Origin of the sequence: Acinetobacter harbinensis (assembly GCF_000816495.1) — a bacterium.
Lineage (GTDB): Bacteria > Pseudomonadota > Gammaproteobacteria > Pseudomonadales > Moraxellaceae > Acinetobacter > Acinetobacter harbinensis.
In genome coordinates this window covers 557,634-570,781 of sequence record NZ_JXBK01000001.1, presented here as the reverse complement: position 1 = coordinate 570,781, position 13,148 = coordinate 557,634, and the positions used below count along the sequence as shown (strand labels likewise).

At 41.9% G+C, this 13,148-nt stretch carries 16 protein-coding genes and 2 pseudogenes; 5 read left to right on the top strand and 13 right to left on the bottom strand.

Annotated elements, in window-relative coordinates; all coding sequences use genetic code 11:
* The 9 genes and pseudogenes from SE27_RS14360 to SE27_RS02655 form a co-directional block, all read right to left on the bottom strand.
* A pseudogene (locus SE27_RS14360) lies at window positions 1-290 on the bottom strand (F0F1 ATP synthase subunit beta); the annotation flags it as partial.
* A gap of 26 nt (window positions 291-316) precedes the next feature.
* Window positions 317-1,186, bottom strand: coding sequence for a F0F1 ATP synthase subunit gamma (gene atpG / locus SE27_RS02690; RefSeq protein ID WP_039620631.1), 870 nt, complete (start codon window positions 1,184-1,186; stop codon window positions 317-319).
* A 90-nt stretch (window positions 1,187-1,276) separates the two neighbouring features.
* Window positions 1,277-2,821 carry a F0F1 ATP synthase subunit alpha gene (gene atpA / locus SE27_RS02685; RefSeq protein WP_039620628.1) on the bottom strand — a complete coding sequence of 515 codons (1,545 nt, stop codon included), beginning with the start codon at window positions 2,819-2,821 and terminating at the stop codon, window positions 1,277-1,279.
* A 76-nt stretch (window positions 2,822-2,897) separates the two neighbouring features.
* Complete coding sequence (locus tag SE27_RS02680; RefSeq protein ID WP_039620625.1) at window positions 2,898-3,434, bottom strand: F0F1 ATP synthase subunit delta; 537 nt, start codon at window positions 3,432-3,434, stop codon at window positions 2,898-2,900.
* 11 nt (window positions 3,435-3,445) lie between these two features.
* The gene (locus tag SE27_RS02675; protein WP_039620624.1) at window positions 3,446-3,916 is read right to left on the bottom strand and encodes a F0F1 ATP synthase subunit B; all 471 of its coding nucleotides are present in this window, start codon (window positions 3,914-3,916) and stop codon (window positions 3,446-3,448) included.
* Window positions 3,917-3,954: 38 nt separating this feature from the next.
* Entirely contained in the window at window positions 3,955-4,206 is a 252-nt protein-coding gene (atpE, locus tag SE27_RS02670) for a F0F1 ATP synthase subunit C (RefSeq protein ID WP_039620623.1), read from the bottom strand.
* 84 nt (window positions 4,207-4,290) lie between these two features.
* Entirely contained in the window at window positions 4,291-5,166 is an 876-nt protein-coding gene (gene atpB / locus SE27_RS02665; protein WP_039620621.1) for a F0F1 ATP synthase subunit A, read from the bottom strand.
* 110 nt (window positions 5,167-5,276) lie between these two features.
* Window positions 5,277-5,669 (bottom strand): ATP synthase subunit I, encoded by a 393-nt coding sequence (locus SE27_RS02660; RefSeq protein WP_039620619.1) that lies wholly within the window; start codon window positions 5,667-5,669, stop codon window positions 5,277-5,279.
* A 171-nt stretch (window positions 5,670-5,840) separates the two neighbouring features.
* A complete protein-coding gene (locus SE27_RS02655) occupies window positions 5,841-6,680 on the bottom strand; it encodes a metal ABC transporter solute-binding protein, Zn/Mn family (protein ID WP_039620618.1) in 840 nt (279 codons plus the stop codon).
* A 143-nt stretch (window positions 6,681-6,823) separates the two neighbouring features.
* On the opposite strand from SE27_RS02655, the gene SE27_RS02650 reads away from it, so the two are divergent.
* From SE27_RS02650 to znuB, 3 genes are read left to right on the top strand one after another with little or no spacing between them, the layout of a single operon-like run.
* Window positions 6,824-7,321, top strand: coding sequence for a transcriptional repressor (locus SE27_RS02650; protein ID WP_039620616.1), 498 nt, complete (start codon window positions 6,824-6,826; stop codon window positions 7,319-7,321).
* Window positions 7,294-8,085 carry a zinc ABC transporter ATP-binding protein ZnuC gene (gene znuC, locus SE27_RS02645; RefSeq protein WP_039620614.1) on the top strand — a complete coding sequence of 264 codons (792 nt, stop codon included), beginning with the start codon at window positions 7,294-7,296 and terminating at the stop codon, window positions 8,083-8,085. The genes SE27_RS02650 and znuC overlap by 28 nt, the downstream gene beginning before the upstream one ends.
* A 3-nt stretch (window positions 8,086-8,088) precedes the next feature.
* The gene (gene znuB / locus SE27_RS02640; RefSeq protein ID WP_039620612.1) at window positions 8,089-8,889 is read left to right on the top strand and encodes a zinc ABC transporter permease subunit ZnuB; all 801 of its coding nucleotides are present in this window, start codon (window positions 8,089-8,091) and stop codon (window positions 8,887-8,889) included.
* A gap of 351 nt (window positions 8,890-9,240) precedes the next feature.
* Here znuB and SE27_RS02635 read toward each other — a convergent pair whose 3' ends face one another.
* A complete protein-coding gene (locus SE27_RS02635; protein ID WP_039620610.1) occupies window positions 9,241-9,861 on the bottom strand; it encodes a LysE family transporter in 621 nt (206 codons plus the stop codon).
* A gap of 153 nt (window positions 9,862-10,014) precedes the next feature.
* Here SE27_RS02635 and SE27_RS02630 point away from each other — a divergent pair, with 153 nt between their 5' ends.
* Window positions 10,015-10,935 (top strand): Dyp-type peroxidase, encoded by a 921-nt coding sequence (locus SE27_RS02630; RefSeq protein WP_039620608.1) that lies wholly within the window; start codon window positions 10,015-10,017, stop codon window positions 10,933-10,935.
* 34 nt (window positions 10,936-10,969) lie between these two features.
* On the opposite strand, the gene SE27_RS13820 is transcribed toward SE27_RS02630, so the two are convergent.
* Window positions 10,970-11,227, bottom strand: coding sequence for a hypothetical protein (locus SE27_RS13820; RefSeq protein WP_148308912.1), 258 nt, complete (start codon window positions 11,225-11,227; stop codon window positions 10,970-10,972).
* A 201-nt stretch (window positions 11,228-11,428) separates the two neighbouring features.
* Here SE27_RS13820 and SE27_RS02615 point away from each other — a divergent pair.
* A protein-coding gene (locus SE27_RS02615; RefSeq protein ID WP_148308911.1) for an IS3 family transposase occupies window positions 11,429-12,504 on the top strand; the annotation gives its coding sequence in 2 pieces (ribosomal slippage) (window positions 11,429-11,681 and window positions 11,681-12,504; 1,077 coding nt in all).
* Here the strand turns inward: SE27_RS02615 and SE27_RS14020 are convergent.
* Both SE27_RS14020 and SE27_RS14355 read right to left on the bottom strand, forming a co-directional pair.
* Window positions 12,494-12,856 (bottom strand): hypothetical protein, encoded by a 363-nt coding sequence (locus SE27_RS14020; RefSeq protein ID WP_039620604.1) that lies wholly within the window; start codon window positions 12,854-12,856, stop codon window positions 12,494-12,496. The two genes, SE27_RS02615 and SE27_RS14020, sit on opposite strands and share 11 nt — an antisense overlap.
* A gap of 47 nt (window positions 12,857-12,903) precedes the next feature.
* Window positions 12,904-13,148: pseudogene (locus SE27_RS14355) on the bottom strand (hypothetical protein); the annotation flags it as partial.

Genomic DNA, 13,148 nt, shown 5'->3' with positions numbered 1-13,148 from the left:
GCTTCATCAATTGGGCGACCCAAAACGTCCATGATACGACCTAAACAAGCCGTACCCACTGGAACTGAAATTGGTGCACCTGTGTTAGTTACGTTCAAACCGCGTTTAAGACCTTCAGTAGATCCCATCGCAATTGTACGAACTACACCATCACCAAGTTGTTGCTGAACTTCTAAAGTAGTTTCAGTACCGTCAACTTGGAGAGCGTCATAGATCTTAGGAACGCTGTTGCGTTCAAACTCGACGTCGATAACCGCGCCGATGATCTGAATGATACGACCGCTACTCATTGCTGTCTCCTCAATTCAAAATAATATTAAACGGCAGCGGCACCACCAACGATCTCAGAAATTTCCTGAGTAATCGCGGCTTGACGCAGCTTGTTATAAATCAGTTGTAAGCTATTAATAATATCGCCTGCATTGTCGGTCGCAGCTTTCATCGCAACCATACGCGCAGACTGCTCACAAGCGATGTTCTCAATCACACCTTGATACACCACAGACTCGATATAGCGAACCAATAAGCCATTTAAAAGCTGTTCAGCTTCTGGCTCATAGAGGTAATCCCAACCATAAGAACGGTTAAGATTCTCGCCATCTTCAGCAGCTGCCAAAGGAACGAGTTGTTCAACTTTTTGATTTTGAGTCATGGCATTGACAAAGCCGTTTGACACCAAATAAATGCGATCTAACTCGCCTTTATCATAGGCATCCAACATCACTTGTACTGAGCCTGATAACTGTTCAAGACTTGGTGTATCACCGACATTTGTCGTAGCACCTAGAACTTGACCGCCGTAGCTTTTAAAAAACGACACCGCTTTTTGACCAATTAAAGCAAATTGAACTTCAATTGACTGCTCGCGTTGTTGTTGTACATGCTTAACCACTTTCTTGAACAAGTTAATGTTCAAGCCGCCGGCTAAACCACGATCTGAAGACACAATAATATAGCCAACGCGTTTTACTGGGCGTTCAACCATATAACGATGTTTATATTCAGGATTCGCTTGTACCAAGTGAGCAATTACACGGTGCATATTTTCGGCATACGGACGGCCTTGAGCCATGCGCTCTTGCGCACGACGCATCTTAGAAGCTGCTACCATTTGCATCGCGCGAGTGATCTTTTGCGTGCTCTTGATACTAGCTACTTTGGCGCGAATTTCTTTTAAATTTGCCATACGCTAAACCTAGTATTCGAAGGCTTTTTCAAGCCTCCGAAGGTTGATCCGTGAACCAAACCAAAACTAAATTCTCAACACAGTTGAAACTTAGTAGGTTTGAGTCGCTTTAAAGCTTTCAATACCTGCTTTGATTGCAGCTTCGATGTCTTTGTTGTAATCACCAGAGGCATCGATTTGTTGCATTAACGCGGCATTTTCTGAACGGAAGTAAGAGATCAATGCAGCATCAAAGTCTACAATTTTCTTCACTTCAACGTCATTCATATAACCTTCGTTAGATGCATAAATTGAAACAGATTGGTCAGCAATTGAATATGGAGCATATTGTTTTTGCTTCATTAATTCAGTTACACGTTGACCATGTTCAAGCTGCTTACGCGTAGCTTCATCAAGGTCAGATGCAAATTGAGCAAATGCTGCCAATTCACGGTATTGCGCCAAAGCAGTACGGATACCACCAGACAATTTTTTGATGATCTTGGTTTGCGCAGAACCACCAACACGTGATACCGAAATACCCGCGTTCACCGCAGGACGAATACCCGCGTTGAATAATGATGTTTCTAAGAAGATCTGACCATCAGTAATTGAAATTACGTTGGTTGGTACGAATGCAGATACGTCACCGGCTTGAGTTTCAATAATCGGTAATGCAGTTAAAGAACCTGTTTGGCCTTTCACTTCACCGTTGGTGAATTTCTCAACATACGCAGCAGATACACGTGATGCACGTTCAAGTAAACGTGAGTGTAAATAGAAGACGTCGCCCGGATATGCTTCACGACCTGGTGGACGGCGTAAAAGCAAAGAAATTTGACGATACGCTACCGCTTGTTTAGACAAGTCATCATAAATGATGAGTGCATCTTCACCGCGATCACGGAAATATTCGCCCATTGTACAGCCCGAATACGGCGCCAAATACAACATTGCTGCAGGTTCAGATGCAGACGCAGCCACCACAGTGGTATACGCCATCGCACCCGTTTCTTCTAGTTTGCGTACCACGTTGGCAATAGTCGATTGTTTTTGACCAATTGCCACGTAAACACATTTAATACCAGAATGTTTCTGAGCAATAATTGCATCGATCGCCATTGCTGTTTTACCAGTTTGACGGTCACCAATGATCAACTCACGTTGACCACGGCCGACTGGGATCATTGTATCTACTGATTTATAACCAGTTTGTACAGGTTGATCCACTGATTGACGCCAAATTACACCTGGTGCTACTTTTTCAACAGCATCAGTGAGTTTTGCATCAATTGGGCCTTTGCCATCAATTGGGTTACCCAAAGCATCTACTACACGGCCAAGAAGTTCAGGACCAACCGGAACTTCTAATACACGACCTGTGCAACGCGCTTTTTGACCTTCTTGAAGGTTTAAAAAGTTACCTAAAACAACGACGCCCACTGAATCCTGTTCTAGGTTCAGTGCCATACCGTATAAGCCGCCGTCGAATTCGATCATCTCACCGTACATTGCATCAGCAAGGCCGTGGATACGCACAATACCGTCGGAAACCGTAACAATGGTTCCTTCGTTCTTAGCGGTTGCGCTGGTGTCCAGATCGCCGATACGCTGTTTAATGAGCGCACTGATCTCGGATGGATTCAGTTGTTGCATTGCGCTATACCTCAATCTTTTATAAGTTCAGTCTTCTTCTATGCAGTAATTCTTTATAAATATATTTTATAAACCATTACGCTAGAAGACGAGTCCGCATTTTTTCAAGCTTGTTAAGCGCAGAGTCATCTATCACTTGGTCGCCTGTACGAATAACAACACCGGCGATTAACGCTGGGTTGACTTCAACAGTAACACTTACCGCAGCATTAAAACGTTTTTCTAATGCGTGAGTAAGTAGTTGTTCCTGCACAGAAGTCATTGGGAATGCGGATTCAATTACCACATCCACCGTATTATTATTCTGTGATTTGAGGAGTTCGTATTCTTCTTCAATTTCAGGCAACAACGTTAAACGATTGTTTTCCGCCAATAGCGTCAAAAAGTTTGACAGCGCTTGGCCTTGATGTTCACCTAAAACTTTTGCAAAAACACTTACCTGCTCAACAGGAGTCAGCTCAGGGCGATTCAAATAAGCGGCAAATGCTTCGTCTTGCACTGCAGCACTGAGCATTTGTAACGCATTCGACCAATTGTCAGTTGCACTGTGCTCAGAAGCGAAAGCAAATGCTGCTTTGGCATACGGGCGTGCTAACGTCAAGAGTTCAGCCATATTCGCCTCGCTTAAAGTTTAGCAGCCAGCTGAATAAGCATGGCATTGTGAGCTTCTGCATCAACTTGTTGACTAAGAATTTTCTCAGCCCCTGTTACTGCCAAAGCAGCAACTTGTTGACGCAATTCTTCGCGAGCAGCATTGATCTCTGTATCAACAGCTTCTTTAGCCTGTTGACGAATACGTTCACCTTCAGCAGCTGCTTGGGTACGCGCTTCTTCGATCAATTGTGCACCGCGACGGTTCGCTTGTTCGATCAGTTGAGCCGATTTTGCTTTTGCTACATCTAGCTCTTGCTTCACTTGTGCTTGCGCATCAGCAAGGTCAGCTTTTGCTTTTTCAGCAGCATTTAAGCCATCAGCGATACGACGCTGACGTTCACTAATCGCATTGATTAGTGGAGGCCATACAAACTTCATGCAGAATGCGACAAACATCGCAAATGCAATCGCTTGGCCGATCAATGTGAGGTTAATATTCATTGCTATTCCTCAATAGTTTAATTTAGGAATTAAGCCGATTAACCTACAAATGGATTAGCAAAGATGAAGAACAAGCCAATACCAACACCGATCATAGGCACAGCATCAAGAAGACCTGCGATTAAGAACATACGAGTTTGAAGTTGTGGAGCCAATTCTGGTTGACGTGCCACAGCTTCTAGAAAACGGCCGCCTAGTAGACCAAAACCGATCGCAGTACCTAAAGCACCAAAAGCGATCAAGATAGCAGCAGCAATAGCAACTAAACCTGGAATAATAGTTGGTTCCATGAAAAATTCCTCAGATGTTAGGTTCTCACCTAATTAAGTTTAAAAAACTGTGCCTAACCATCAGCTGAAAGTTAGGCAATACCATTAATGCTTTTCGCTTGCCATGCTTAAATAAACGATGGTGAGCATCATGAAAATAAAAGCTTGGAGGGTGATAATCAAAATATGGAAAATCGCCCAAGGCACAGACAACGCCCATTGGATCCAGAACGGTAGTAGCGCGATCAAGATAAAGATCAATTCACCCGCATACATGTTACCGAAAAGTCGCAGAGCCAATGAGATTGGACGTGCAAGGAAAGTTACCAATTCCAAAAGCAAGTTAAATGGAATTAAAAGCGCTTTAGCGATTGGATTCTTTGGATTAAATGGATTGAGTGCCAATTCACCTACAAAACCGCCGATACCTTTTTCACGAATACTGTAGAAAATGATAAGAGCAAAGACAGATAAAGACATCCCTAATGTGATGTTAGGATCTGTTGTAGGCACAATTTTGAAATACACACTATGTGGATCCATTCCAAATACATTGCTGCCAATTAAAGTAGCAAGATGTGGAATAAAATCTACCGGCATTAAATCCATTAAGTTCATGAGGAAAATCCACACAAAAATGGTTAGTGCCAAGGGTGCAATCAAACGGGACTTTCCGTGGAAAGTATCACGAACACTGGAGTCTACGAATTCAATCATCATTTCAATGGCAGACTGGAACTTGGTAGGAACACCAGCATTTGCAGCTTTCGCCACTATCCAGAACAACACACAGAAAATCAAACCAAGGCCGATAGACCAACCCATTGAATCCAAGTGAATTGCAGTGAACCCCATCGAATGAGCTTCTTCAGCACTCTCAGCCAACTTCCATGAGCCATCTGGCATCTTGCCATAGGTCATATTGGTCAAGTGATGCTTGATATACTCGGTCGAAGTGAGGGCATGTTCTTCAGCAGCCATAAATCACACCTGGTCAATGTCAAATACTAAATAGAGTGAACGAATATCGCGTGCTGCTTGATATCTCGCTCATCTCCTAAAAAAATCGTCAATTTTTATTGTGCATATACTCATTTTTGTTGCCGTGACACCCAAAATGGGGCAATCCACGACATGGCTTGAACGAGCATAAAACCACAAAACAATGCCACCGCTGACAACGGTTTAACATTTATTAAAATTAAAATAAAACCAACAACCACAATACTAAACTTGCCCATTAAGCCTCGGTACATGTTCGAAAGAACATCTCTTGAAGCTCGTGCACCTGCGGCTCGAAACGATTGCCAAGAAAAATAACAACTGGCAAGCCAACAAACCAACGCACCAAGTGCGGCGCTTATGGCTGCCGTTGAGTCTTTCAAGACCCACGCGATCAAGGCTGAAACAGGAATCATACCTGCCTGCAAGAGGACTAAAGCTTTCGCTAATCGTCGATCAATCAAGCGACTAGTTCGGCTCATTATTTATTCACTCACAGCATTCATGCTTGACAAGTTTAACTGATGATCGTTTTTAATCGCAGGCATTATAGAGTTACCCCCCTGAACTTGCAATCGTTTCCAGACTTAAGTCGGTTTTTTTTCAATCCGCACCAGATCAGGTGTTACAGCAATCGTTGATTATTTTTTGCATTATTTTCGTGTATTTATTACGCAGCTATGCGTTTGCGCAGCCAAAGCCTTCCATCCTTCGACGAAATCCCCCTGCCCTTTCATGGTTTCATCGACCGCTTGAAAGATGATGGGTTTGAGTTTTTGGTATTGATTTTGACTGGCATGTGCCTCGGCCAGCAGGCACATCTTTGGATAAGGCCGATTGTCATTGAGGTATTTAATTTGTGCAAGGGTCGGAGCGACATGCGGATCTTCAGTCAAAGCACCGGCAAATTTTAAATTTAAGGCCCGTTCTAAATATTGATAGGCATCATGGTATGACCAGTAACTGGCTGCCGGTAAGCGCGTATTGTATTGCTGCGCACTTAAGAACATCTCTTGGGCGAAGCGCTTGGCATTGGCCCAGTAGGCATCACGATGTTCAGGATATTGCTGCGAACGTAATGCCGCAATAAAGAAACCAATTCGTACTGCATTGTTTGGATCCAGCCAAACATGAGTGTCAACCGTATTGTTTAATGCCATGCCACGACTGTTGCGCTGCGGCAAAGTTTGTACAATGGCAGAGTCTAAAATCGAAATGGCTTTGGGATTATTCGACAACAGTTTATCCAAAGGCGCTTCATGAGCTTTGCCTAACCAAATCACCAAGGAGGCATCAAAAATAGCCTTACGATGTGCCGGCGTCAGCGTAATATCATGTCCACTTTGATCAGCCAATAAAAGCACAGGCTGTTCAATCCCTTGCGTAATCTCTTCAGCAATCAGATAAATAGGATGCGTTGAAACCACCAAACTCTGTGACCAGCTTAAACTACTGCATAAAGCCAAGACACAAAATGTAAAAAAACGGGACATGGAACATCATCACTCAATAGATAGCAAATGTTATAATATAACAAATCGATAAAAATACCTACGTCTAATCGAAACCATACGCGCTTCATGTTAAGATTTAATGTTGTTTTTATTTTGATAGATTTCGCATCTGAGGTTAGGTTATGAGCTTATGTTCGCATGAACATCACAATGCATTACATGGCGTACATGACCATCATAATGTCGAAATACGTTTGGCGGAGGCTGAAAGCCTGTGTGCCGCTTTAGGTGCGCGCTTAACGCCGCTGCGTAAAGAAGTGCTGGAACTGATTTTAAATGCCAGCGGCCCGATGGGGGCTTATGACTTGTTAGCCAAAATCAAGAGCGATTCTGACCGCCCTGCTGCGCCACCAACCGTTTATCGGACTTTAGACTTTCTCTTGGAAAAAGGTTTAATTCATCGTTTAACCTCTATTAATGCCTATATTCCATGTTGTCATCCACGGGAAGGCCATCAGGCGGCTTTTTTAATTTGTACCACCTGCAAAAATGTGACCGAAGCCTCAGCGCAAGGTTTACTTACACAATTAGATGCCCTTGCAGCATCTGATCAATTTACTGCTCAGCACAGTATTATTGAAATTTCGGGGATATGTCAGCAGTGTCACCACAAACAGTAATGCCCTCCCCGCTGATCAGTTTAGATAAAATCAGTGTGCGGATTGATGATCGAGATATTCTAAAGCAGATCGATTTCACTTTGCACGAGCAAGAAATTGTGACCCTAATTGGTCCCAATGGCGCAGGGAAATCCACCCTCATTAAAGTACTCTTGGGCATTGTTAAAGCCAGTTCAGGTAAAATTCAATGCAAGAAAAAATTAAAATTTTCGTATGTGCCGCAGAAATTTAATCCCTCGCACAGCTTGCCTTTACGGGTGCAGGATTTATTGGCATTAGAAAAATGTGATGCAATCAAAAAAGCAGAAATAATTTGCGATACCGGTATTAGCAAATTACAAGATGCCAAAGTGCAGCAACTGTCGGGCGGTGAACGGCAACGCGTGTTGTTGGCGCGGGCCTTACTGCGCCAACCCGATGTTTTAGTGCTAGATGAACCGATGCAAGGCTTGGATATTCAGTCTGAAGCTGAGCTGTATGAATATGTACGTAGTCTGCCAGCAAAATATCAGTGTGCCGTACTCATGGTCTCACACGATTTACAATGGGTGATGCAAGGCACGCATCGCGTGGTGTGTCTCAATAAACACATTTGCTGTAGCGGCCTACCAGAGAATGTGCAACAACACCCTGAATATCAAGCTATTTTCGGGAATAATCGGGTGTTGTATCAACATCATCACGACCATTGTGCCCATGGCGACAGTGCTATCCCCTGCCAACATGATCCGCGCCCTCATATCCACCCTGAACCGGAAGCTTAAGCCATGATGGAATGGTTACAACTGTTATTACCGGCATGGACCATGGGAACGCTACTGGTGTTTCTGACTGCCCCACTGGGCTGTTTAATGCTGTGGCGGCGGATGTCTTTTTTTGCCGACACCATGGCACATGGGACTTTGTTGGGGGTGGCGCTTGCCGGTGCATTAAGTGCACCCTTATGGCTTGGGGTAACTTTCTTGGCGTTTTTATTGGTGGCAATTTTATGGGTCTTACATGACCCTCGCCTACCCAATGATGCCTTATTGGCACTGTGCTCTGCGACTTTACTCTGCTCAGGATTATTGTTTATTCAACATATTCCCAGCTTAAGACCAGAGTTACTGAGCTACTTATTTGGTGATTTACTGCAAATTTCTTGGTCAGATTTACCAATGTTTGCCTTGGTGATTATGGCGGCATTGGTTGTGCTGTATCGAAATTGGCGCGCACAAATTCAGATTGCCATTGATCCCGATATCGCCATCAGCGAAGGGGTCAATGCAAAGTGGCAACGCTTGGTGTTTATGTTGCTGTTGGCTTTATTTACCGTGTTAGCGTTACGTGCGGTGGGTTCATTGTTGATGGGCGCATTGTTGGTTATTCCTGCACTGACCGCTCGATTACTGGCCCACTCGCCGCAGCAGATGGTGCTGTGGGCATTTGTGATTGCACAGCTGGGCGTTACCATCGGTTTATGGTCAAGTGCCGTGGTGAATATCTCTACCGGTTTAAGCATTGTATTGACTATGGCCCTTGTTTTTGCCCTGATTTTTACCGTACAAAAAATGAAAAAATTAGTTTAACTGTCGTAGTTAATTCTCGGGTTAAACAGAGCGGTCTTCGGGCCGTTTTTTATACGCTTTTTATCTATCAGTAGCGCTTGATCCAATACAACACGATGACAACCTACAGTTCATGAATTCAAACATTTTCGCTTTTGGCTTAGGCCCATATTCAACCAAACTACCCTCACAAGCAGTGAGTAAAATGTGCTGCGCAGAATATTTTTTCAGAACGCGTACTTATTTTTACCGTATTTCAAGTGGGCTAAATTTTTTAAATCGGTCAGTTAATAACGTGTATCTGCCCTAAATAAGATGGGCTTTATCTGTAAATTAAAGAAAATTTGCAGACATCTAATGCATTGAGATTGATTATTGATGCAAAAAACTGAGCAGCATTGCAGCACCCGCGAACAGTCCAGCAAATGTTCGATTGATGTATTTTTGCTGCTTGGCTGATCTTAAGAGGCGTAAAACTTTAGCAGCAAGGCCGGTATAGCCAGCCATTACAATCAAATCAATGCCAATCATGGTGGCGGCCATCAGCAAATATTGCGGCCATTGCGGTTGAGAGAGATCTAAGAATTGCGGTAAAACCGCGAGTAAAAAAACAATAGCTTTGGGATTACTCATATTGACCAAAAAACCATGCAGCAGCAATTGTAGTAATGATTTATTCGGCACTTGTGTCTGCATTTTCATGGCTTGAACAGGTGCCTGATATTGCATATAGGCCAAATACAATAAATAGCCGACACCAAACCATTTCACCACTAAAAATGCCCATGCTGTACTGGCAAAAAGAACGCCCACACCTGCAGCCACAATGGCAATTTGTAGCAAGAGCGCCAGTTGTAACCCCACAGCATTGGCATAGCCGCGGCGAAAACCATAATGCAATCCACTCGACATAGAGGCAATCGCACCTGCGCCCGGTGAAACACTAATCAACCAACAGGTCAGCATAAAGCTGAGCCAAGCGGAATAAGACATAAAGCATAAAACACTAAAACGATGGCCTTATGATATTATTTTTAAGTCGCCGAATAAATTAAAAACCAAAACAAAATTATAAACTTTTCAGCGTTGTGCTGATCAGGCACAATACAGCAAATAATCTATTCGCCGCCTTTTTAGGAACCTTGTATGAGCGCCCAATCTGTCATTTTACCCTTACCTTCAGATCATGCTCGGTTTATTGTTTTACGTCTAAAAGATTTAAGCATTGCTGAATTAAAAGAAAAACTGACCGCGTTATTGAGTACGCGAGATCGTTTAATCACCCAGCATCCCAATGCACAAATTAAAACCGGCATCGCTTTTGGGCCAGAACTGTGGGCAAAACTCTATCCACAAACCCCCGTAGGATTTAAACAATTACAACGCATTCATGGTGCATTCGACATGCCGGTTGTGCCTGCCGACGTGCTAATTCATCTGGCTTCACAGCGGACTGATATTTGTTTTGCACTAAGCCAAGCGTTTTTTGATGGCATTCAAGATCAAGTCGAAGTGCTAGATGAACGTGTGTGCTTTCGCAATTTTGATGGCCGCGACTTAACTGGTTTTATTGATGGTACCGAAAACCCACAATTTCCAGATGATCGGGCTGAAACTGCACTTTTAGCAGAAGAGGCGGGTGTTTTTACCGAAGGCTCCTTTGTCTTTGCTCAGCGCTATGCGCATGACTTAAAAAAATGGAAAAAACTCACCGTCGATACCCAAGAAAATGTTATGGGCCGCAGCAAGTTAGAGTCTATTGAATTAGCGGATGAGGTTAAACCCAACAACGCCCATGTGGCACGCACTGTGGTTGAAGATGAGCAAGGAGAGGAGATGGAGATTCTACGCCATTCTTTACCTTATGGAGATGGTCGAGGGGATCAGGGACTATTCTTTATTGCTTATACTCAAGATTTAAAAATTATTGATGCAATGTTAATGCGGATGTTCGGAAGCAGTGGGGATGGCATTCATGATCGCTTGCTGCATTTTGTCACCCCCATGGATGGTGCTTATTATTTTGCACCGAATGAGGACGTATTAGAAAATATTTTAGAAGTTTAATCTTTTTCTCGATTAAATCTTAATATTAGCACCACTAACAAAATACGTTTGTAAGTGGTGCTAAATTTAGGTAGTAATTATTACTCATCACAATTAGATATGCTAAATCCTTTTTTTCTAAATAAATACCTTGTATTTCATCATTTACTATATCAAAAATTAAAATATTATTTTCTTGATCTCTATCAAAAACATTATAAGTAAAATCTTGCTGAGAATCACCTACCCCCTTAGTATTTACTTTTTCAATTTTAAATCCTTTATAATTCTGAGTTATATTTTTAATACTCATTCCATTACCCATATTTTTGTCGTATATATAGATACTTTTATTCTCATATTTGATCAATATACTCACTAAATTATTATCATACAAAACATATGAAATCGCATCATCTGGATTAAAAATAAGGAAACTCAGTGGTAATGCTCCCCTCAAATAATTGAACTTAAAAGTAGAAAATCAAATACCCTTGATTTAAGGAGATTTTCTATGAAAACATCTAAATATTCAGACAGCTTAATCATGAGTATTTTGAAACAAGCTGAAGCAGGAGCACCTGTTCCCAACCTATGCCGTGAACATGGAATGAGTTCGGCCACATTTTACAAATGGAAGTCCAAATACGGTGGCATGGATCTCTCGATGATGACTCGATTGAAAGAGCTAGAAGCTGAAAATGCTCGTCTTAAACGTATGTATGCCGATGAGCGACTCAAAGCAGATATCCTTCAGGATGCATTGTCAAAAAAGTTTTAAGGCCAACGCAACGTAGGTTACTTACTCAACAAGCCGTTGAGCAATATAAAATATCAGTGAGCAAGGCCTGTCTCATCTTTCAAGTTAGTCAAACCTGCTATCGTTATATGGCTCAATTAAAAGAGCAGAATATGATCATTGCAGATTGGTTGATTAAGCTCACCAATGAGAATAAGACTTGGGGCTTTAAACTTTGCTTTTTGTACCTGCGCAATGTCAAAGGTAACCCTTGGAACCACAAACGCGTATATCGAATTTATAAGGAGCTTGAGCTTAATTTAAGAATTAAACCCAACAAACGTATTAAGCGAGAACAACCTGAACCGCTTGCAGTACCTACTGCTAAGAATGAATCATGGTCAATGGACTTTATGCATGACCAATTGAGTGATGGACGAAGCTATCGTGTTCACAACGTGATTGATGATTATAACCGTGAGTCCCTAGACATACTGGTTGACTTCTCATTGCCTGCTCAGCGTGTGCTCAGGGGGCTGGATCAGTTAATCGAATGGCGAGGTAAACCTAAGCGGATTCGTTCCGACAATGGACCTGAATATATAAGTGATTTAATGGCAGCATGGTGTATCCAGCATGATATTGAACATGTATTTACTCAGCCAGGCAATCCACAGCAAAATGCTTATGTTGAGCGTTTTAATCGTACAGTTCGTTATGAATGTTTAAATCAATATTTATTTCGAAATCTTAGTGAGGTGCAGGACTATACAACTGCATGGCAGCGCTTCTATAATCATGAGCGACCTCATATGTCAGTTAATGGTTATCCACCTCATTTTAAACAATAATAAGGGCTTTGGATTGTCTACTCATTAACTCAATTAAAAATGGGGGTATTACCGGAACATCAACAGCAAATGTTCCCCCACTTTCCCATGCAAATACAGCCATAAGCATATTTGCTTTTTCAATTTTTTTAGCATCTCCCCATAACTCCTTTGAAATTTCAATAACTTTTTTTCTAAAAGCACAATTTACTTTAGCTCCCCAGATCAAATCATAATCTTTACATACACAACCACTTAAACTCGCTACAGCGACAGGTTTTTTATCTTCATTATGCTCCTGCTGAACTTCAATTTTTTGTAGTGGAGGTGATGAAGCTTGTTGAGGTTTCGCAGCAACTTTCAGCTTCACCATTAATAGTCACAACAAATATTTTAAAGTCTTCACCATAATTTATTTTATTACTCACAAGTTTTCTTAATTATTTTATTAAAGTATAAACTATCCCCATTTTTATCTACCCCCACTAACATTGCTACCAAATGTAATTTTCCTTTATCATCAAAATAGGATTTTTCTTGAAAAGAATTATATATAGCGGTATCGGTTAGAACATTATCAAATTCTTTATTTTTTAAATTAACTATTATTTGTCTATTCTTATTAAATAGCTTTCTAGCGTAGAGGACGTTACGTTTAGAATCAC

What these genes read in the sequence shown, in the direction of transcription:
- atpG (WP_039620631.1), bottom strand. Translation starts at nt 1,186, where the DNA reads ATGGCAAATTTAAAAGAAATTCGCGCCAAAGTAGCTAGTATCAAGAGC.
- atpA (WP_039620628.1), bottom strand. Translation starts at nt 2,821, where the DNA reads ATGCAACAACTGAATCCATCCGAGATCAGTGCGCTCATTAAACAGCGT.
- SE27_RS02680 (WP_039620625.1), bottom strand. Translation starts at nt 3,434, where the DNA reads ATGGCTGAACTCTTGACGTTAGCACGCCCGTATGCCAAAGCAGCATTT.
- SE27_RS02675 (WP_039620624.1), bottom strand. Translation starts at nt 3,916, where the DNA reads ATGAATATTAACCTCACATTGATCGGCCAAGCGATTGCATTTGCGATG.
- atpE (WP_039620623.1), bottom strand. Translation starts at nt 4,206, where the DNA reads ATGGAACCAACTATTATTCCAGGTTTAGTTGCTATTGCTGCTGCTATC.
- atpB (WP_039620621.1), bottom strand. Translation starts at nt 5,166, where the DNA reads ATGGCTGCTGAAGAACATGCCCTCACTTCGACCGAGTATATCAAGCAT.
- SE27_RS02660 (WP_039620619.1), bottom strand. Translation starts at nt 5,669, where the DNA reads ATGAGCCGAACTAGTCGCTTGATTGATCGACGATTAGCGAAAGCTTTA.
- SE27_RS02655 (WP_039620618.1), bottom strand. Translation starts at nt 6,680, where the DNA reads ATGTCCCGTTTTTTTACATTTTGTGTCTTGGCTTTATGCAGTAGTTTA.
- SE27_RS02650 (WP_039620616.1), top strand. Translation starts at nt 6,824, where the DNA reads ATGAGCTTATGTTCGCATGAACATCACAATGCATTACATGGCGTACAT.
- znuC (WP_039620614.1), top strand. Translation starts at nt 7,294, where the DNA reads ATGTCAGCAGTGTCACCACAAACAGTAATGCCCTCCCCGCTGATCAGT.
- znuB (WP_039620612.1), top strand. Translation starts at nt 8,089, where the DNA reads ATGATGGAATGGTTACAACTGTTATTACCGGCATGGACCATGGGAACG.
- SE27_RS02635 (WP_039620610.1), bottom strand. Translation starts at nt 9,861, where the DNA reads ATGTCTTATTCCGCTTGGCTCAGCTTTATGCTGACCTGTTGGTTGATT.
- SE27_RS02630 (WP_039620608.1), top strand. Translation starts at nt 10,015, where the DNA reads ATGAGCGCCCAATCTGTCATTTTACCCTTACCTTCAGATCATGCTCGG.
- SE27_RS13820 (WP_148308912.1), bottom strand. Translation starts at nt 11,227, where the DNA reads ATGAGTATTAAAAATATAACTCAGAATTATAAAGGATTTAAAATTGAA.
- SE27_RS14020 (WP_039620604.1), bottom strand. Translation starts at nt 12,856, where the DNA reads ATGGTGAAGCTGAAAGTTGCTGCGAAACCTCAACAAGCTTCATCACCT.